Genomic DNA, 19,479 nt, shown 5'->3' with positions numbered 1-19,479 from the left:
CTGATAGCCTATTGGCGGTCCCGGTCTTCGGGATGCGCCCGCCAGTCGCGGCCAACGGTCTGGTGATCCTCATTCGGTGCAGTCTGATTGGCGTGGTCATCTTCGCCGCCCACGGCCTTCCAGTCGCGCCCGATCTTGACGTCCTCTGCGCGATTGCGATCCTGTTCACGGGATTGCTCCGACTGCTGAGGCGTCTGTGCCTGTTGAACGGGAGTGGACTGTGCTTGTGCCGCACCACCGTCGAAGGCGAAAATCAGCGCGAAAGCGGATAACAATGCAAGCGATGCAGAAATTCTCATGGTCGTCTCCCTTCCTCGCCAGAACTGTGCACCAACTCGCCGTGACGGGCTTTGTTCTTAAAACGAGCACGTTTGACGCGCGCCCTGCGAGACTGGAACCGGCGGATTCCGCACATTTCAGAAACTGAAACACCGCTGCGTTATCGGCGTTGAGAACCCGATTGCGGCTCTCTAGATCTGGACCTGCCGCACCCCGCGGCACTGTCATTCCCTACAAGAGTTGAGCCAATGCGACCCCACATCATCTGTCACATGGGTACGTCGATCGACGGCCGGCTTCATCCCAGCCGCTTCACCAAGGCTGCCGCCGGCATCCCGGTCGACGTGCTGCGCGCCCACTACGAACGGATTCATGACGGCTTCAACGCCGATGGATGGATCATCGGCCGCGTCACCATGAACGAGATGGCCAAGGGAACGGAGCGGCACATCGCCAACCCACCGAAGCAGCCGCGCGAGCCGCATCTTGGCAACCGCAATGGCCGCAAGCTTGCTGTCGGCATCGATCCGTCGGGCCGGGTGCATTTCGGCAAGGACAATGTCGGCGGCGATCATGCCGTGGCGGTGCTCGGCGAGCAGGTCTCCGACAATCATCTCGCCGAGCTGCGCGAGGACGGCGCGTCCTACATCTTTGCAGGCCCCAAGGGCGACGATCTGGCGGGCGCGATGGCGCAGCTCGCGGCGCTGTTCGACGCGAAGACGCTGCTGCTCGAGGGCGGCGGCGGGATCAACGGCGCGTTTCTGAAGCACGGGCTGATCGACGAGTTCAGCACATTGATTCATCCGGCGGTCGACGGCGTCGCCGGATCGCAGTGCATCGTCGACTATCATGGCCCCGAGGGCGACCGTCCCGGAGCCGGCCAATCGCTCCGGCTCACCCACTGCGAGACGCTGGAAGGCGGCATGGTCTGGCTGCGCCACGCGGTGGAGCGCGCGCCGGGCTGAGGCTCGCGCCTACTGTTGGCGCGGCTCCACCCAGCCGGTTCTGCACCCCGCGACGAAGAACGAGACGCCGCGTGCGACGTGCTCGTCGAGCTCGGGATCGAGCGTCTTGAGGTCGACTTCGTACAGCGCCCGCATCAACATCGGCACCGCGATGATGTCGAGGAACAGGCGCGCGGTGGTCGGCAGGTGCTCGGGCGCGAAGGCCGGCAGCTTGCCGAGCTCGTCGGATTGCGTCAGCTCGCGCAGCAGGTGAACGCCGAGCTCGGTGGCGAGCGCGCGCGCCCTGCGGTTGACGGTGGCGGCGAGATCCGGGAAGCGATGCGCCTCCGCGATGGCAAGCCGCATCAGGCCGATCCGGTCGGCGTCGAGCCCCCAGTGCAGCAGGGTCGAGGCAACGCTGGTGAGGCGCTCCTCGACCGTCGCGCCGAGCGGCGCGTCCGCCTTGAATTCGGCGATACGCGACAGGATGTCCCTCGTCACCACTTCGGTGAACAGCGCCCGCTTGTCGCGGAAGCGCGCATAGATGGTGCGCTTGCCGGAGCGCGCGGCCTCCGCGATCTCGTCGATGCTGGCGCCTTCGAACCCGCGCTGCAGAAACACCTTGCGCGCGGCATCGAGGATGCGCGCATCGACCTCGCCGGCCAATTCCTTCGGCGGCCGGCCGGCGCGGACCTCGACCGGCCTGGTCGCCGGCCTGCTCTTGGGCGCCCGCGGCATCTTCAGGGTACTGGTGGTCATCAGTCTTCCCCGGGTTCCATGGGCCGGTCCGGCCGGCAACGTCAGGCAATATAGCCCCATCACATCTAGTTGTAAATAGAACGGTACAGTTCCGTTTCTATTGACGCTGCACCGCAGCAGGACTATTTGTCGCACAGAACGGAACGGTATCGTTCCTTTTTGCGAAGGCCTTGTAGACCTCGCCCGACAGCAGGAGCAGCCATCATGTTCGAAGACACTGTTTTGGAGCGCGACCAGGGAGGGCACGAGAGCGTCGAGGGTTCGCCTTCGGCGCCGGCCGCACACGAGCCCACCATCACATCCGAGCGGCCGGAGATCACCGCGCGGGCGCCGGCGCAGGAGCGCCCCGCAAGCAAGCAGCCCGCCCCGCCGGCAACAATCCCGCCGGAGATGAGCCCGCAGCGACGCGGCTTCCTGCGCCGCCGGCCGGTGGTCTCCGCGATCGGCGCCGTGTTGCTCGCCGCCACGCTCGGCGGCGGCTATCTCTACATGGACTACAGCGGGCATTTCGAATCCACCGACGACGCCTTCATCGCGGCGCGGCAGTTCGCGCTGGCCCCGAAGGTGTCGGGATATCTCACGGCCGTGCCGGTCACCGACAACCAGCATGTTGTCGCCGGCGACGTGATCGCGCGCATCGATGACCGCGACTATCGCGTGGCGCTGGCGCAGGCCGAAGCCCAGGTCGCGGCCGCGCAGGCCAGCATCCAGAATGTCGACGCGCAGCTCGACGTGCAGCAGGCGCAGATCGCAGCCAACCAGGCCCAGGTCGACCAGGCGCAGGCGGCGCTGACCTTCGCCCAGCAGCAGGCGACGCGCTACCAGCATCTGGAGCAGACCGGCTACGGCACGGTGCAGAATTCAGAGCAGTACACCTCGCAGCTGCATCAGCAGCAGGCCTCACTCCTGAGCGCGCAGGCGACGCTCAACCTCGCGCAGCGCCAGGTCGAATCGCTGAAAGCGCAGCGCAAGAGCGCGGTCGCCAACCTCGCCCAGGCCGAGGCACAGCGCGACCAGGCGCAACTTAATCTCTCCTACACGACGGTCACCGCCGCGCAGCCCGGCCGCGTCGTCAATTTGTCGGCCGCCGTCGGCCAGTTCGCGCAGGCCGGCACCAACCTCACGATGTTCGTGCCCGACCAGACCTGGGTCACCGCGAACTTCAAGGAGATCCAGCTCGACCAGATGCGGCCGAACGAGAAGGTCACGCTGAAGATCGACGCCTATCCCGGCCGCACGATCCAGGGCCATGTCGAAAGCGTGCAGCCTGGATCGGGCACCGCGTTCTCGCTGCTGCCGGCGCAGAACGCTACCGGCAACTACGTCAAGATCGTGCAGCGCGTGCCGGTGAAAATCGTGATGGACAACCCGCCGACCGACGTCGCGCTCGGCCCGGGCATGTCCGTCGTCCCGACGGTGCGGATCGATCCGGCGCCGTCCCTGCTCGAGCGGCTTGGAAAGCTCTGATCCGGGGAGGCTGTCATGAGTGCCGCAACAATCGATGTCAAAAGCCTCCCTACTCCGAGCGTTGCCGTCAATCCCTGGCTGATCGCCATCGTGGTCGCGCTCGCGAGCTTCATGGAGGTGCTCGACACCACCATCGCCAACGTGGCGCTGCCCTACATCGCAGGCGGTATGGGCGTGAGCGAGGACGAAGCGTCCTGGGTGGTCACCTCCTATCTGGTGTCCAACGCCATCATCCTGACCGCTTCCAGCTTTCTCGCCAAAATGCTGGGGCGAAAGACGTTCTTCCTGATCTGCCTCGGTATCTTCACCGTCAGCTCGATCCTGTGCGGCTTCGCGCCCAATCTGAACGCGCTGCTGCTGTTCCGCATCCTGCAGGGTCTCGGCGGCGGCGGCATGGTGCCGGTGGCGCAGTCGATCCTCGCGGATGCGTTCCCGCCGGCCAAGCGCGGCCAGGCGTTTGCGGTGTTCGGCATCGCCGTGGTGGTGGCGCCGGTGGTCGGCCCGACGCTCGGCGGCTGGCTCTCCGACAATCTGTCCTGGCACTGGTGCTTTCTGATCAACGCGCCGGTCGGGCTGTTCGCGACGATCGCGATCGCCGCGGTGCTGCGGGAGCCTGCGAAGACCAAGGGCGCGCAGCAGGACGCGCAGACGGACAATACATTTGACTTCATCGGCTTCGCGCTGGTGGCGACCTTCCTCGGCGCGCTCGAGGTGACGCTCGATCGCGGCCTCGAGGACGACTGGTTCGGATCGTCCTTCATCGTCGCGTCAGCGGCGATCTGTGCCGCGGCGTTCGTGCTGATGATCCCGTGGGAGATGACCCGCCGCAATCCGATGATCGACCTCAGGATGGTCGCGACCCGGCAGTTCGGCGCGAGCTTCCTGGTGATGCTGGCGACCGGCGCCATCCTGCTTGCGACCACCCAGTTCCTGCCGCAGCTGGTGCAGCAGGATTTCGGCTACACCGCGACCTGGGCCGGCCTCGTGCTCTCGCCCGGCGGCGTCGTCACCATGCTGATGATGTTCGTGGTCGGCCGGCTCGCCGCCAAGGTGCAGCCGAAATATCTGATCATCGTCGGCGCGCTGGTGATTGCGGCCTCGATGTACAGCATGACCAACGTGTACGGCGATCTCGGCTTCTGGTTCATGGCGCGCTCGCGCATGCTGATCGGCGTCGGCCTGCCGCTGATCTTCATTCCGATCATGACGGCGTCCTATGACGGTATCCCCGCCGGGAAGACCGACCAGGCCTCCGCGCTGATCAATGCGGCGCGCAACACCGGCGGCTCGATCGGCGTCTCGCTCGTCTCCAACGTGCTGACGCATCGCCAGCAGTTCCACCAGAGCCGGCTGGTCGAGCAGGTGACGCCGTCGAGCCCGCAATATCAGGACACGCTGCACCAGGTCACCGACTACTTCGTCGCCCAGGGCAATGCGCTGGCGCAGGCGCATCAACAGGCGGTCCAGTGGATCGGCCAGCAGGTGCAGACCCAGGCCTCGTTCCTGTCCTACATGGATGCGTTCTGGGTGCTGATGCTGATCGCATTGTCGGCGATCCCGCTGGCGCTGACCCTGCGCAAGATCAAGCTCGGCGGCCCCGCCCCTGTTGGCCACTGACGAAGAGCGGAGGTCTCCTGCGATACGCCCGCGCCACAGATCGGCGCAGGCGTATCGATTCCGGATCGTCTCGCCAGAGATCAAATGCCGCGCGTCGCGGCAATGATCGTGTCCCTGAGCCAACGGTGCGCCGGCAGATCGTCGAAGCGGCGGTGCCAGCTCATGACGCTTTGCAGCTTCGATGCGTCGAACGGCAGCTCCCGCATTTCGATCGGATAGGCGCGGCGGAATTCGAGCGCGAGCTTGCGCCCGAGGATCGCGACCATGTTCGATTGCACCAGGACCGCGCCGGCGGACAGATACGGCACATCGGAGGCAATGATGCGGCTCGCCTTGCGCGCCCGCAGCCAGGCATCGATGAAATCCAGATCTTCGCCGCTGGAGGTGATCGCAAGGTGCGGCAGCTCGACCAGCGTCTCCCCGGTCAGCTTCTTGCGCAAGGCCGGATGACCGACCCGCAGCACCGCGACAAAGCGGTCCTCGATCAGCCGGCAGGAGGCAAAGCGTTCGCCCTCCAGTGCGCGGGCGGAGATCGCAAGATCGAGCTCGCCGCGATCGAGACTGTCGGCGAGATTGAGCGTCCCGCTCGGCACCAGCGTCAGCCGCACCTTGGGTGCCTGCGCGCGCACCGCCGCGATGATCGAACCGGCTGCGACCACCGCGGCATAGTTGTTGACGGCGATGCTGAAACGCCGCTCCGCCCGCGCCGGATCGAAGCGATCGCCCTCGACCGCGAGTTGCAGCTCGCTCAGCGCCTTGCGGACCGGCAGCGCGAGCGCTTCGGCCCGCGGCGTCGGCAGCATGCCGGACGGCGTGCGGACGAACAGCTGGTCTTTCAGCGCATGACGCAGCCGGTTCAGCGCGTGGCTCACGGCGGGCTGGCTGATGGCAAGCGTGCCGGCCGCGCGCACCACGCTGCGCTCGCGCATCACGGCGTCGAACACCAGCAGGAGATTGAGATCGAGATTGCGCAGCCGCATGCCGTCATCATGCACGACATGAATTGGCGGATAAAGACAATTCATTTGAATAATATCAGGCCAGGGCCCAGCTTCCGGGCATGTCCGGAAGCCCGCACAGCGCAATCGCAACCCGGCCCCGTCGCGCCGCAACGCCCGTGCTGGTCGGCGTTCTGGCCGCCCCCGATGCGGCGTCCATCGCCGTGCCGGAAACCTTCGCGCGCTGGCGCCGGCTGACGCCGCTTGCGACGTGGTTGCCGATCGAGCTCCGCGAGGCAAGCTATGCCGGCATCCTGAGCAGCGTCGCCGACGCGCTCGATCGCGTCGGCATGATCCCGCGGCAGCTGATCCTGCTCGGCGAAGGATCGGTCGCGCGGCACATGCTCGAACTGGCGCTGCGGGGCGAGCTGCCCTGCGGCGGCATTGTCGCGATCGACGCTGCCACCGACGCGCTGCCGTTTCACATCGTGCCGACGGTGACCGCGATCCGGCTCGTCGTTCACCGCAACGACGATGCGCCGCAGGCCAGCCTGATCGGTGCGCTGCGCGCCGCCGATCTCGACGCACGCATCATCCACCTCGACCTGACCGCCGGCCGCGGGGCCGAGGCGGCCGCGGCGAGTGCAACTGAAACCTTCGTCCTGGAGCTGGTCGCCACGATCGGCCGCCGGACAACCGATGGAGCTGGTGAGCCATGAGATCGAAGACCTTCAAGATCGCGACCGCCGGCCTGGTGGCCGCCGCCGCAATCGGCGCCGGCGCTTACGTCCTGCATCGACCGGACCGCGCGACGGACCATGCACCGGCGTCCCAGTCGAACACCACCACATCAGTCGTTCCGGTGACGGCGGCGAAGGTGCTGCAGCACGATGTGCCGATCGTGCTCGAAGGCCTCGGCACGGTGACGCCGATCAACACCGCCACCATACGCACCCAGGTGCAGGGTACGCTCGACAGCGTCGATTTCGTCGAGGGCAAGCAGATCAAGCGCGGCGATGTGCTCGCCAGGATCGACCCGCGGGTCTACGAGGCCCAGGTCGACCAGGCCGAGGCCGCGTTGGCGCGCGACGAGGCGAGCCTGAAGAACGCCAGGACCAATCTGGCGCGAACCCAGCCGCTCGCCAATCGCGGCTTTGCCACCCAGCAATTGCTCGATACCCAGGATTCGCAGGTCGCGCAGGGCGAAGGCACCGTCGCGCTCGACAAGGCGGCGCTGGAAGCCGCGCAGACCCAGCTGAGCTACGCCACGATCACGGCGCCGTTCGACGGCGTCACCGGTATCCGCCGCATCGATCCCGGCAACATCGTGCACCCGACCGACACCAACGGGCTCGTGGTCCTGACCCAGCTGCAGCCGATCGCGGTGATCTTCACACTGCCGTCCGGCGAGATCGCAGGCGTGCGGCAGGCGCTGGCATCCGGGGACGCGTCGGTCGACGTCTATGATGCACAGAACAAGCGCAAGCTCGACCACGGCACCCTGATGCTGATCAACAACCAGGTCGACAGCTCAAGCGGCACGGTGCAGCTGAAGGCATCGTTTCCCAATGCCGGCAACACGCTGTGGCCCGGCGCCTTCGTCAACGTCCATCTGACGATCGCGATTCGCCATGACGCGCTGACGGTGCCACTGACGGCGGTGCGCCAGGGTCCGGACGGCAGCTTCGCTTATGTTGTCGGAGCGAACAACGTCGTCAGCATCCGCAATGTCACGACCGGGCAATCGCGCGACGGGCAGGTCCTGATCGAGCAGGGCCTCGCGGCGAACGAGATCGTGGTCACCGCGGGCCAGTACCGGCTCAATCCGGGGACAACGGTTGAGATCGTGCCCGACGACAAGACGGACCAGGTCCAGGACGCAACCACCGCAAGCGCAGGCATGCTGCCATGAATATCTCCGCAGGATTTATCCGCAAGCCCGTCGCCACCGCCTTCCTCGCAATTGCCATCGTGCTGGTCGGCATGATCGCCTTCGTGCGGCTGCCGGTCTCGGCGCTGCCGACGGTGGATACCCCGACCATCCAGGTCACCGCGCAATTGCCCGGCGCCGATCCGCAGACCATGGCCTCCTCGGTCGCGACGCCGCTGGAGCGGCAATTCGGCCAGATCGCCGGCCTCACCGGCATGAGCTCGAGCAGCGGGCTCGGCAACACCCAGATCACGCTGCAATTCGCGCTGAACCGCAGCGTCGATGCAGCCGCGCAGGACGTGCAGACCGCGATCGATGCCGCATCGGGGCAATTGCCCAAGACGATGCCGTCGCCACCGACCTTCCACAAGGTCAATCCGGCCGACGTGCCGGTGCTGCTGATCGCGCTGACGTCGGACACCGAGCCGCTGACCAAGGTCGACGACTATGCCGACAGTATCCTGGCGCAGAAACTGTCGCAGGTGCCGGGTGTCTCGCTCGTCACCATCGGCGGCATGCAGAAGCCCTCGATCCGGGTACAGGTCAATCCGGCCAAGCTCGCCGCCGCGGGGCTCGATCTCGAGCAATTGCGCACCACGCTCGGCAACATCACCGTGAACCAGCCCAAGGGCGTACTCTACGGCAGCCAGCAGGCCTACACGCTCGCCACCAACGACCAGGTTCTGGTTGCTAGCAAGTATGACGATCTGATCATCGCCTATCGCAACGGCGCGCCGGTTCGCTTGCGCGATATCGGGCACGCGATCGTGGCGGCCGAGGACGTCACGCTGCATGGCTGGTACAACGACAAGCCGGCGGTCGTCCTCGCGATCCAGCGCCAACCCGGCGCCAACGTGATCAGCACGGTCGACGGTATCAAGAAGCTGCTGCCGCAGCTGGTGTCGAGCCTGCCGTCCGACATCAAGGTCCAGATCGCCTCCGACCGCACGCAGACCATCCGCGCCAGCGTCGCCGACGTTCAGCTCACTCTGGCGCTGACCATTGCGCTGGTGGTCGGCGTGATCTTCCTGTTCCTGCGCAATCTGTGGGCGACCATCATCCCCGCGGTCTCGGTCCCGATCTCGCTGATCGGCACCTTCGGCGTGATGTATCTGCTCAACTACAGCCTCGACAATCTGTCGCTGATGGGCCTGTCGATCGCGGTCGGCTTCGTCGTCGACGATGCCATCGTGATGATCGAGAACATCTCGCGGCATATCGAGGAAGGCCTCTCGCCAATGCAGGCCGCACTGAAGGGCGCCGGCGAGATCGGCTTCACCATCATCTCGATCTCGGTCTCGCTGATCGCGGTGTTCATTCCGCTGCTGCTGATGGGCGGGGTGATCGGCCGCATGTTCCAGGAATTCGCCGTCACGGTGTGCGTTGCCATCGTGGTGTCGGTGGTCGTCTCGGTGACCCTGACGCCGATGATGTGCGCGTATCTGCTGGCACCGCACCAGGGCGCCAATGCCGGCGTGGTGTCGCGCGCGCTGGAGCGCGGCTTCGTTGCGATCCAGGGCGCGTACGAGGCGGTGCTCGCTGTAGCGCTGCGCTACAAGGCCACGACACTGTCGATCATGCTCGCGAGCGTCGTCGCGACCGGCCTGCTGTTCGTGGGCATCCCAAAGGGCTTTTTTCCCCAGCAGGACACCGGCATGATCACCGGCATCACGGAGGCCTCGGCCGACGTCTCGCCGGCGCAGATGGCGGCACTGCAGCGCAGCGTCATCGATGTCATCGCGAAGAACCCATCGGTCGCCAATGCGACCGGCTATATCGGACCGGGCGGCCCGACCGTGACCGAGAACAACGGCCGCCTGTTCGTGCTGCTGAAGCCGCCAGCCGAGCGCGATGCGTCTGCCGATCAGGTGATCCGGCAGCTCGACACCGCGCTGCAGAAGATCAAGGGGATGTCGGTGTTCATGCAGGCGACGCAGGACATCAACCTCGCCAGCCGCCTGTCCAAGACGCAGTATCAGTTCACCCTCACCGACGTGAATCAGGACGAGCTCAATCTGTGGGCCGGCAAGCTGTATCAGAAGCTGAAGACGCTGCCCGAGCTGGCCGACGTCGCCACCGACCAGGCCAACGCCGCGCGCCAGCTCAAGCTGCAGATCGACCGGGACGCGGCTTCGCGTCTCGGCATCGATCCGGCCGCGGTCGACAACACGCTCTATGACTCATTCGGCCAGCGTCACGTCGCCCAGCTGTTCACGACGCTCAACACCTACTACGTGATCCTGGAGGTCGATCCGTCGTTCCAGCTCGGGCCCTACGCGCTCAACCGCATCTACGTCCGCTCGTCCGCGGGGACGATGGTGCCGCTGAGCCAGATCGCGAGCATCGACTACGGCACCGCGCCGCTCGCGGTGAACCACCAGAGCCAGTTTCCCTCGGTGACGCTGAGCTTCAACCTGGCACCGGGCACAGCGGTGGGGACCGCGGTCGCTGCAATCCAGAAGGCGACCGCCGATCTGCATGTGCCATCGACCGTGCTCACGAGCTTCCAGGGCAATGCGCAGGCGTTCCAGGCGGCGCTCGCGTCGACGCCGATCCTGATCCTGGCCGCGGTGGTCGCGGTCTATCTGATCCTCGGCATGCTCTATGAGAGCACGATCCATCCGGTCACGATCCTCTCGACCCTGCCGTCCGCCGGGCTCGGCGCGCTGCTCGCGCTGTGGGCGTTCGGCTTCGGGCTCGACGTGATTGGGCTGGTCGGCATCATCCTGCTGATCGGCATCGTGCAGAAGAACGGGATCATGCTGATCGATTTCGCGCTGGAGGCCGAGCGCCACCAGCATCTCTCCGCCGAGCAATCGGTCTACATGGCCTGCCGGGCGCGCTTCCGCCCGATCCTGATGACGACGATGTGCGCCATGCTCGGCGGCGTTCCCTTGATGATCGGCACCGGCACCGGATCGGAGCTGCGCCAGCCGCTCGGCTTTGCCATCGTCGGCGGGCTGATCGTCTCCCAGCTGATGACGCTGTTCACGACGCCGGTCGTTTACATCTATCTCGACAGAATCAGCCGGTCGTTGGGCAAGCTGCGCAAAGGTGAGCAGAACGCCGCACCGCACGGACCCGAGGCGAGCCTCACGACCTGATCCTGTGCCCGCGGGCTTACCTCAATCGGCCCTGCGGCGCTGGCCGCGCCACCACAGGCCGAAGGCGATCGTGACCGCGGCGGCCAGCGAGAACCAGGTGATGGCGTACTGCATGTGATCGTCCTTGAGATGGACCTTGAGCGGCCCCGGCTTCGGCGTGCCGCTGTCGGGCACCGGCGCCTCGAGGTCGATGTAGAACGGCGCGAGCTGAGCTCCATCTTTGCCCCAGCCGAGCGCCTGCGCCATCGCGCGATGGTCGCGCACGAACCACAGCCGCTTCGCCGGATCTTCCTTCGGCGTCAGACGGCCCGGCGGCTCGGGGAAGCGGATATAGCCGGTCAGCTCGACCGGCGCGCCAGTGACGAGGCGGCCGGTGACGCGATCCTCGAAGGCACGGTCCTGCATCGTGTTCTGGACAAAGCCGGTGTTGATCACGACGGTCTCGCCGCTGGCGAGCTTGGCCGGCAGGAACGCCCAGGTGCCGGGTCCGGAAATGTCGTCGCGGACGCCCGAGCCCGAGCTGAAGACCATCGCGTCCGGCTGCTTCGCGTAGGTCGCGGTCAGGGTGACGCGGCGGAATTCGTCCCTCGCCGAGGTCATCGTCGGCCACGACGATGGCGGTGGCAGCGCCTCGGTCGGGGCGGCCAGCCGTGCGTCGAGCGCTGCGATCAGCGCGTGCTTCTCGACCCGGCGCTGCAACTGCCAGAAGCCGAGGGCGACGAACACCGCGATCAGGATCAGCGTGAAAATGCCGAAGCCGGCCGCGCTCGGCCGGGTAGAACCCTTTGACGCGTCTTGTTTGCCGGTGCCCGCTTCGCTGGAAAACGCTTTGTTCGTCCTCTCATTCATTTCGGGTCGCGCTCGATCAATTGGCCTTCGGCGGCCTTGTGGTGGAATTGCAGCGCGATCAAAAGCGCCTTCATCGAACGCAGCGGCAGGATCGTGGTGACCACGATCAACGGCAGCCACAGCGCCGCGTGCACCCAGAAAGGTGGCTGGTATTTCACCTCGACGATCAACGCCGCCGCGACCACGATGGCGCCGGCGAGCATGATGACGAAGATCGCCGGTCCGTCACCGGCATCGATGAAGGCGAAGTCGAGGCCGCAGGCCTGACAGCGCGGCGCCAAGGTCAGGAAGCCGGAATAGAGCTTGCCCTTGCCGCAGCGCGGACACCGGCAGGCGATGCCGCGCAGCGCACTTTCGGTCACAGTGGGCGGAGTATCGTTCATCGGTTCTCTTCAAAAGCAAAGGGGCGGCCATTCGGCCGCCCCTTGTTAGCACGTCGGCCTGCGCTTTAGTGGGCGCCGTGCGCCATCGACTCGGCGCCGTGGCCCCACACGTAGATGCAGATGAACAGGAACAGCCATACCACGTCGACGAAGTGCCAGTACCAGGCGGCGAACTCGAAGCCGAGGTGCTGCTTCGGCGTGAAGTGACCGGCATAGGCGCGGATCAGACAGACCAGCAGGAAGATGGTGCCGACCAGCACGTGGAAGCCGTGGAACCCGGTCGCCATGAAGAAGGTCGCGCCATAGACGTTGCCGCCGAACGAGAACGTCGCATGGGCGTACTCATAGGCCTGCACGCAGGTGAACAAGGCGCCGAGAATCACGGTCAGGATCAGGCCCTGCTTGAGGCCCTGGCGGTCGTTCTCCAGCAGCGCATGGTGCGCCCAGGTGACCGTGGTGCCGGAGGTCAGCAGCAGCAGCGTGTTGAGCAGCGGCAGATGCCAGGGATCGAAGGTCTCGATGCCGTGCGGCGGCCAGGTGCCGGGAACCGAGCAGGCGCCCATCGCCGTGCCGGCGCCGCAGCCGAACACGGCATCGCGGGTGGCATGCACCGCATCGGCCGGAAACAGCGCCGAATTGAAGAACGCCCAGAACCAGGCGACGAAGAACATCACTTCGGAGGCGATGAACAGGATCATGCCGTAGCGGTGGCTGATCTGCACCACGCGGGTGTGGTCGCCCTTGTACTGGGCTTCCTTGATCACGTCGCCCCACCAGCTCGCCATGGTGTAGAGCACGCCGATGGTGCCGACGCCGAACACGATCGGGGCGGCGGAGAACATGTGGTGCATCCAGCCGATCGCGCCGAACGCCATGATGAAGGCCGAGATCGAGCCGACCACCGGCCACGGGCTCGGGTCGACGAGATGATAGTCGTGATGCTTGACTTGCGCCTCAGCCATTGCCGTCTCTCCATTCGCGTGCCGCAAGGCACGTCTTAATCTTAAATTCCAATCTCTTCAGCATGATCTTCTCGGAAAACCGGTCCCCGCTTTTCCGGATCATGCTCTAGCCGCCCTTGCGCTGCTCCGCCTCGCCCGCAGCCACGGGCTTCGGCGCGGCATCGCGCACGGGGAAGAAGGTGTAGGACAAAGTGATCGTCTTCAGCGTGTCGTTCTCGCTGTCCTTGGCCAGCGCCGGATCGACATAGAACACCACGGCCATCTCGCGCTTCTCGCCCGGCGCCATGGTCTGTTCGGTGAAGCAGAAGCAGTTGATCTTCTGGAAATAGGCGCCGACCGTCAGCGGCGCGACATTGTAGGCGGCTTGTCCCGTCGTGGTGCGCGCCGACTGGTTGGTCACGGTGTAATAGACCGTAACGACCTGGCCGATCTTGACGTCGATCGTGTTCTGCTCGGCCTCGAACTTCCAGGGCAGGCCCGGCGCGACATTGGAATCGAAGCTGACCGAGATGGTGCGCTCGAGCGGCGCATCCGAAGGCACCGAGGTCGCGACCTGGGTGGTGCCGTTGAAGCCGGTGGTGCGGCAGAACCAGTTGTAGAACGGCACGGCCGCGTAGGACGCGCCGACCATCAGCACCACGACGAAGCCGCAGATCGACGCGACCATGGCGTCGCGCGTCAGCATGCGGCGCGTGACTTTCGCGCCCTCGCCTCGCGGAGCCTGCGGCGCACCCTGGTTGGCCATCTCACTCACAGCGGCCGCACCAGCACGGCCGGCCCCTTGACCAGGGTGACGGCGAAGAACAGCACGACCATGACGCCGAGCGCGAGCGCAATCGCGATCGAGCGCTGGCGGCGGCTCTTGAGCTGCGCCTCGGTGAGGACGATGCCTTCAGGTTCGTGTTTCTCGTCCATTGGTATCCCGTGCGCCCCCATCTTGCCCCCGGCGTCCCTACCCGATGAAAACAGGCAGGATCGCGCGGACCACGACCTCGGCGAGGAGGACGGCAAACAGCGCGAACAGATAAAGGATCGAGAAGGCGAACAGCCGGCGCGTGGCGCGGTTGGCCGCAACACCCTCGCGACGGCGATAGACCTCGATGGCGAGCCACAGCATGCCACAGCCGAGCACCAGCGAAGTGATGCCGTAGATCGCATCGAAATAGCCGAGCGGCCACGGTGCCAGCGCGATCGCGACCAGCACGATGGTGTAGAGCAGGATCTGCAACCGGGTCGCGTCGGGACCGGCGACGACGGGCAGCATCGGGATGCCGGCGCGCGCATAGTCGTCGCTGCGGAACAGCGCCAGCGCCCAGAAATGCGGCGGGGTCCAGAAGAAGATGATCAGGAACAGCAGGATCGGCTCGACCGAGAGCGAACCGGTCGCGGCCGCCCATGCCACTACCGGCGGCAGCGCGCCGGCGGCGCCGCCGATCACGATGTTCTGCGCGGTCCAGCGCTTCAGCAACATCGTGTAGATCACGGCATAGAAGAAGATGGTGAAGGCAAGCAGCGCACCCGCCACCCAGTTGACCAGGATGCCAAGCGTCATCACCGAGAAGAAGGCGAGCGTCAGGCCGAACGCGGCGGCCTCGGCCTGGGTGATCCGGCCGCGCGGGATCGGCCGGTTGGCGGTGCGCGACATCAAGGCGTCGACGTCGCTCTCATAGGCCATGTTGAGCGCGCCGGAGGCGCCGGCGCCGACCGCGATGCACAGGATCGAGGTGAACGCCAGCACCGGATGCACGTGCACTGGCGCGATCATCAGCCCGACCAGCGCGGTGAAGATCACCAGCGACATCACGCGCGGCTTCAGCAGCGCGATGTAGTCGCCCACTTCGGCCTCGGAGATCCGGGGCAGCTCGATGGCGTTGTGATCGACAACCGACAAGATCAGGTCTCACTTCTTTTAGAAAGGCGCGGCGCACCCGCAGGTGCGCCGCGTTGTCTTGGACTTACTGCACGCGGGGCAGCACTTCGAATTGGTGGAACGGCGGCGGCGAGGTCAGCGTCCACTCCAGCGTGGTCGCACCTGCACCCCACGGATTGTTCGCGGCCTGCTCCTTGCGGACGAAGGCATCGATCACGCCATAGATGAAGATCAGGACGCCGACGCCCGAGATGTAGGAGCCCCAGGAGGAGATCAGGTTCCAGCCGGCGAACGCATCCGGATAGTCGACGTAGCGGCGCGGCATGCCCGACAGGCCGAGGAAGTGCTGCGGGAAGAACACCAGGTTGACGCCGATGAAGGTGAACCAGAAGTGGAGCTTGGCGATCCGCTCCGAGTACATGTAGCCGAACATCTTCGGGAACCAGTAGTACCAGCCGGCGAAGATACCGAACACGGCGCCGAGCGACAGCACGTAGTGGAAGTGCGCCACCACGTAATAGGTATCCTGCAGCACGCGGTCGACGCCGGCATTGGCCAGCACGACGCCGGTGACGCCGCCGACGGTGAACAGGAAGATGAATCCGATCGCCCAGATCATCGGCGCCTTGAACTCGATCGAGCCGCCCCACATCGTGGCGATCCACGAGAAGATCTTCACACCGGTCGGCACCGCGATCACCATCGTGGCGGCGACGAAATAGGCCTGCGTCGCCGACGACATGCCGACGGTGTACATGTGGTGCGCCCACACCACGAAGCCGATGCCGCCGATCGCGACCATGGCGTAGGCCATGCCGAGATAGCCGAACACGGGCTTGCGCGAGAAGGTGGAGACGATCTGGCTGATCATGCCGAAGGCCGGCAGGATCAGGATGTACACTTCGGGATGACCGAAGAACCAGAACAGATGCTGGAACAGCACGGGGTCGCCGCCGCCGTCAGCCGCAAAGAAGGTGGTGCCGAAATTGCGGTCGGTCAGCAGCATGGTGATCGCACCGGCGAGCACCGGAAGCGACAGCAGCAGCAGGAACACCGTCACCAGGATCGACCACACGAACAGCGGCATCTTGTGCAGCGTCATGCCCGGCGCGCGCATGTTGAAGATCGTGGTGATGAAGTTGATGGCGCCGAGGATCGACGACGCACCGGCGAGATGCAGCGACAGGATCGCGAAATCGACCGCCGGACCGGGATGGCCCGAGGTCGACAGCGGCGCGTACATGGTCCAGCCCGCACCGACGCCGTTGGCGCCCGGCTCACCCTCGACGAAGGTGGACAGCACCAGCAGCGCGAACGAGGCCGGCAGCAGCCAGAACGAGATGTTGTTCATGCGCGGGAACGCCATGTCCGGCGCGCCGATCATCAGCGGCACCATCCAGTTGCCGAACCCGCCGATCATCGCCGGCATGACCATGAAGAAGATCATGATCAGACCGTGCGAGGTCACGAACACGTTATAGGTGTGCGTCTCGTGGAATATCTGGACGCCCGGGTACATCAACTCGGCACGGATCGCGATCGACATCGCAGCGCCGATGACGCCCGCGATCACCGCAAAAACCAGGTACATCGTACCGATGTCCTTGTGGTTCGTGGAGTAGAGATAACGCCGCCATCCGGTCGGATGGTGGGCGTGATCATCATGGGCGTGATCGTCGTGTGTCGCTGCGCCTGTCGCCATGTTCAAAATCCTGCCTTGCAGTCCCTCTCGGACCTTGCGGTCCCGTCGCCCTTATTCCGTCCGCGCCGTGAGCCGTCAGGCTTACTGCGCCGCCTGACCAGCCGAGGCGTAAGAATTCGCCGGGTTGGTCGCAAACTTCTTCTTCGCCCCTTCAACCCAGGTCGCGAATTCCTGGTCGCTGACGACCCGAACCGCGATCGGCATGAAGGCGTGGTCCTTGCCGCACAGTTCCGAGCACTGGCCGTAGAACACGCCGGTCTTGGTGGCCTTGAACCAGCTCTCGTTGAGGCGGCCGGGGACCGAGTCGATCTTCACACCGAAGGCCGGCACCGCGAAGGAGTGGATCACGTCGGCGCCGGTGGTCTGGATCCGCACCACCTTGTTGACCGGGACCACCATCTCGTTGTCGACGCCCAGCAGCCGGGGCTGCTTGTCCTTGTCGAGCAGCGAGTCGAACTCGAACTTGCCGTTATCCGGGTAGGCGTAGGACCAGTACCACTGCTTGCCGGTGACCTTCACAGTGAGGTCCGGCTTCGGCACGTCGAGCTCCAGGAACAGGAGACGGAACGACGGCACCGCGATGCCGACCAGGATCAGGACCGGGATCAACGTCCAGGCCACTTCAATCAGCGTGTTGTGGGTAGTCCTGGAAGGGACCGGGTTGGCCCTGGCGTTGAACTTCACCACCACGATGACGAGCAGCGCCAGCACGAACAGGGTGATGACGGTGATAAGCACCAGCAGAAAGTTATGAAACCAGATGATGTTTTCCATCACCGGGGTCGCGGCTTCCTGCAGCGTGTGCTCCCACGGCGCCGGCTGCCCCATTTCGGCGAAGGCCGATCCCGCGGCGACAGACGCCACACCCGCTACCGCCAACCCCAGCAATTGCCTGCCCAACCGGCCAATCGACATCTTCATGCCGCTCGCGCTCCCTTGCATTATTCCCCAAAGCACCTTCGGCATGTGGCCGAAAATGCAGCACGATCCGCCCTGACAAACGGCCTTCCGGACATACCCGTCTCTGAGTCAAGGTGGGTACGGGAGCCAGATCGCTAGAACGCGTCGAAATCCAGCCTCTCAAACCATAATTCTCAGGCGCTCGCAATGCAGTAGTAGGGCCGAAAGCCATGCGCCTGCGATGAAGCTGCCGCTTGCGATTTTTCCCGCAAAATCAAGCGAAAGTCGCGGAAACGACGTCGCACGCAGTTGACAGGGGGATTGCCGGATGTACCCACAGGCGGTGGTGCCCACAGGAACCTGATTCGCTGCGGGCTGCCCCAATCCGGCGCGGGAATGGCTTCAAGATCGCCTTCAAGGCGCCCTATTGCGGTATCAGTCGACTGATGCGTGCTACCCGGCGGCCTCGACGGCCGGACCGACCGAACAATCAAAGGATCGACCCGGATGGGCGCTTCGAACATTCAGGCAGGACGAAAGGCCGGCTGGCTCGGCGGACTGCTGTTTCTGGCCCTTTCTCTCGGCCTGACCCAGCAAGCGAACGCGCAGGGCGCGGTGCGCTCGGTCCATGGCGACTGGCAGATCCGCTGCGACACCCCGCCGGGCGCCCAGGCCGAGCAATGCGCGCTGATCCAGAGCGTGGTAGCCGAAGACCGCTCCAATGCCGGCCTGACCGTGATCGTGCTCAAGACCGCCGACCAGAAGAGCCGTTTGATGCGCGTGGTCGCCCCGCTCGGCGTGCTGCTGCCCTCCGGCCTGGGCCTCAAGCTCGACAACCAGGACGTCGGCCGCGCCGGTTTTGTCCGCTGCTTGCCCAATGGCTGCGTCGCCGAGGTCGTGATGGACGACAAGCTGCTAGGCCAGCTCAAGAACGCCAAGACCGCGACGTTCATCATCTTCGAGACGCCGGAGGAGGGGATCGGCTTTCCGCTCAGCCTGAACGGGCTGGCGGAGGGCTATGACAAATTGCCCTAGGGCTACCCACCCTGCTGCGTCACGGAATACAGCAGCACGTAGCCCGGATGGAGCGCAGCGCAATCCGGGGCCGCTCTGATCGCGGATTGACCAGTCCCGGATTTCGCTGCGCTCCATCCGGGCTACGCCATGTCAGCGGACACGCGCATAGTAATCGAACAACGCTTCCGCCTCCGCCGACAGCCAGTCCGCTTCTCCCGTCATATAACCTTCGACCTCACCGCTGACGCCGACCAGGAACGAGATCGGCATGCCGTAGAGCGCAAACGGCGTGTCGAGTTCGGCCGCGTCGACGCGCGAGACGAGGCCGCCGGGATCGAAGCCGATCGCAAGGTGGCGGAGCTTGAGCTGCTTGACGTAGGGCGCGACCTGCGCGCGGTTGCGATCGGTGCTGACAGCGACGACGACGAGATCGCTGCGACCGCTGGCCGCGAGGCGATCCAGCATCGGCAGTTCGGTGCGGCACGCCGCGCACCAGGTGGCCCAGAAGTTCACCAGCACCAGTCTGCCTTTGAACGCGGTGAGATCGAGCGCGCCGGCAGCGAGCGCGGGGATCGCCACCTGCGGCACCGGGCGTGCGCCTTCGACTTGCGTGAACTGATGCCTGACGGTGCCGAATGGCGGCGGTCCGGATGCGGCGCGAAGGCGTGCAGCCGGCATCGCCAGCGAGGCACCGGCGCCGATCATGCCGGCGACAACGGCGCGGCGCGTGGGCGCGCGAACAGAGGTCATGACGGATT

19 protein-coding genes are annotated in these 19,479 nt (G+C 65.4%); 7 read left to right on the top strand and 12 right to left on the bottom strand.

The window, feature by feature from the left end; all coding sequences use genetic code 11:
• Positions 1-8 precede the first annotated feature (8 nt).
• Positions 9-299: a hypothetical protein gene (locus XH92_RS04665; RefSeq protein ID WP_194458190.1), complete on the bottom strand. Its 291-nt coding sequence runs from the start codon at positions 297-299 to the stop codon at positions 9-11.
• 228 nt (positions 300-527) lie between these two features.
• Here XH92_RS04665 and XH92_RS04660 point away from each other — a divergent pair, with 228 nt between their 5' ends.
• Entirely contained in the window at positions 528-1,244 is a 717-nt protein-coding gene (locus XH92_RS04660; protein ID WP_194458189.1) for a RibD family protein, read from the top strand.
• A 9-nt stretch (positions 1,245-1,253) separates the two neighbouring features.
• Here XH92_RS04660 and XH92_RS04655 read toward each other — a convergent pair whose 3' ends face one another.
• Positions 1,254-1,982 carry a TetR/AcrR family transcriptional regulator gene (locus XH92_RS04655; RefSeq protein WP_194458188.1) on the bottom strand — a complete coding sequence of 243 codons (729 nt, stop codon included), beginning with the start codon at positions 1,980-1,982 and terminating at the stop codon, positions 1,254-1,256.
• A gap of 204 nt (positions 1,983-2,186) precedes the next feature.
• On the opposite strand from XH92_RS04655, the gene XH92_RS04650 reads away from it, so the two are divergent.
• Together XH92_RS04650 and XH92_RS04645 are read left to right on the top strand one after the other, a co-directional pair.
• Complete coding sequence (locus XH92_RS04650; protein WP_371817944.1) at positions 2,187-3,449, top strand: biotin/lipoyl-binding protein; 1,263 nt, start codon at positions 2,187-2,189, stop codon at positions 3,447-3,449.
• Positions 3,450-3,464: 15 nt separating this feature from the next.
• Positions 3,465-5,066, top strand: a complete 1,602-nt coding sequence (locus tag XH92_RS04645; protein ID WP_194458187.1) for a DHA2 family efflux MFS transporter permease subunit — start codon at positions 3,465-3,467, stop codon at positions 5,064-5,066.
• An 80-nt stretch (positions 5,067-5,146) separates the two neighbouring features.
• On the opposite strand, the gene XH92_RS04640 is transcribed toward XH92_RS04645, so the two are convergent.
• Positions 5,147-6,091, bottom strand: coding sequence for a LysR family transcriptional regulator (locus XH92_RS04640; protein WP_246788240.1), 945 nt, complete (start codon positions 6,089-6,091; stop codon positions 5,147-5,149).
• A 35-nt stretch (positions 6,092-6,126) separates the two neighbouring features.
• Between XH92_RS04640 and XH92_RS04635 the strand changes: the two genes are divergently transcribed.
• From XH92_RS04635 to XH92_RS04625, 3 genes are read left to right on the top strand one after another with little or no spacing between them, the layout of a single operon-like run.
• Positions 6,127-6,723, top strand: a complete 597-nt coding sequence (locus tag XH92_RS04635) for a hypothetical protein (RefSeq protein WP_246788238.1) — start codon at positions 6,127-6,129, stop codon at positions 6,721-6,723.
• Complete coding sequence (locus tag XH92_RS04630; RefSeq protein WP_246788236.1) at positions 6,720-7,916, top strand: efflux RND transporter periplasmic adaptor subunit; 1,197 nt, start codon at positions 6,720-6,722, stop codon at positions 7,914-7,916. Before XH92_RS04635 ends, XH92_RS04630 begins: the two co-directional genes overlap by 4 nt.
• Complete coding sequence (locus XH92_RS04625; RefSeq protein ID WP_194458186.1) at positions 7,913-11,038, top strand: efflux RND transporter permease subunit; 3,126 nt, start codon at positions 7,913-7,915, stop codon at positions 11,036-11,038. Before XH92_RS04630 ends, XH92_RS04625 begins: the two co-directional genes overlap by 4 nt.
• Before the next feature lie 21 nt (positions 11,039-11,059).
• Here XH92_RS04625 and XH92_RS04620 read toward each other — a convergent pair whose 3' ends face one another.
• The 8 genes from XH92_RS04620 to coxB all read right to left on the bottom strand — a co-directional run bounded on the left by XH92_RS04620 (position 11,060) and on the right by coxB (position 17,725).
• Positions 11,060-11,887 carry an SURF1 family protein gene (locus tag XH92_RS04620; RefSeq protein ID WP_194458185.1) on the bottom strand — a complete coding sequence of 276 codons (828 nt, stop codon included), beginning with the start codon at positions 11,885-11,887 and terminating at the stop codon, positions 11,060-11,062.
• Positions 11,884-12,270 carry a DUF983 domain-containing protein gene (locus XH92_RS04615; RefSeq protein WP_194458184.1) on the bottom strand — a complete coding sequence of 129 codons (387 nt, stop codon included), beginning with the start codon at positions 12,268-12,270 and terminating at the stop codon, positions 11,884-11,886. Before XH92_RS04615 ends, XH92_RS04620 begins: the two co-directional genes overlap by 4 nt.
• Before the next feature lie 65 nt (positions 12,271-12,335).
• Positions 12,336-13,232: a cytochrome c oxidase subunit 3 gene (locus XH92_RS04610; RefSeq protein ID WP_194458183.1), complete on the bottom strand. Its 897-nt coding sequence runs from the start codon at positions 13,230-13,232 to the stop codon at positions 12,336-12,338.
• Positions 13,233-13,338: 106 nt separating this feature from the next.
• Positions 13,339-13,977 (bottom strand): cytochrome c oxidase assembly protein, encoded by a 639-nt coding sequence (locus XH92_RS04605; RefSeq protein WP_194458182.1) that lies wholly within the window; start codon positions 13,975-13,977, stop codon positions 13,339-13,341.
• A 5-nt stretch (positions 13,978-13,982) separates the two neighbouring features.
• Positions 13,983-14,147, bottom strand: a complete 165-nt coding sequence (locus XH92_RS04600) for a CoxF protein (protein WP_194458181.1) — start codon at positions 14,145-14,147, stop codon at positions 13,983-13,985.
• A gap of 37 nt (positions 14,148-14,184) precedes the next feature.
• A complete protein-coding gene (locus XH92_RS04595; protein WP_194458180.1) occupies positions 14,185-15,123 on the bottom strand; it encodes a heme o synthase in 939 nt (312 codons plus the stop codon).
• Between the two features lie 64 nt (positions 15,124-15,187).
• On the bottom strand, positions 15,188-16,804 hold the full coding sequence (gene ctaD / locus XH92_RS04590) for a cytochrome c oxidase subunit I (RefSeq protein WP_194458179.1): 1,617 nt from the start codon (positions 16,802-16,804) through the stop codon (positions 15,188-15,190).
• 81 nt (positions 16,805-16,885) lie between these two features.
• On the bottom strand, positions 16,886-17,725 hold the full coding sequence (gene coxB, locus XH92_RS04585) for a cytochrome c oxidase subunit II (RefSeq protein ID WP_076867054.1): 840 nt from the start codon (positions 17,723-17,725) through the stop codon (positions 16,886-16,888).
• A gap of 486 nt (positions 17,726-18,211) precedes the next feature.
• Here coxB and XH92_RS04580 point away from each other — a divergent pair, with 486 nt between their 5' ends.
• Positions 18,212-18,739 carry an invasion associated locus B family protein gene (locus XH92_RS04580; RefSeq protein ID WP_194458178.1) on the top strand — a complete coding sequence of 176 codons (528 nt, stop codon included), beginning with the start codon at positions 18,212-18,214 and terminating at the stop codon, positions 18,737-18,739.
• Between the two features lie 132 nt (positions 18,740-18,871).
• Here XH92_RS04580 and XH92_RS04575 read toward each other — a convergent pair whose 3' ends face one another.
• Positions 18,872-19,471 (bottom strand): TlpA disulfide reductase family protein, encoded by a 600-nt coding sequence (locus XH92_RS04575; protein ID WP_246788234.1) that lies wholly within the window; start codon positions 19,469-19,471, stop codon positions 18,872-18,874.
• Between the last annotated feature and the right edge of the window lie 8 nt (positions 19,472-19,479).

This window comes from Bradyrhizobium sp. CCBAU 53421 (assembly GCF_015291625.1).
GTDB lineage: Bacteria > Pseudomonadota > Alphaproteobacteria > Rhizobiales > Xanthobacteraceae > Bradyrhizobium.
This window is presented reverse-complemented; position numbering and strand designations above follow the sequence as displayed.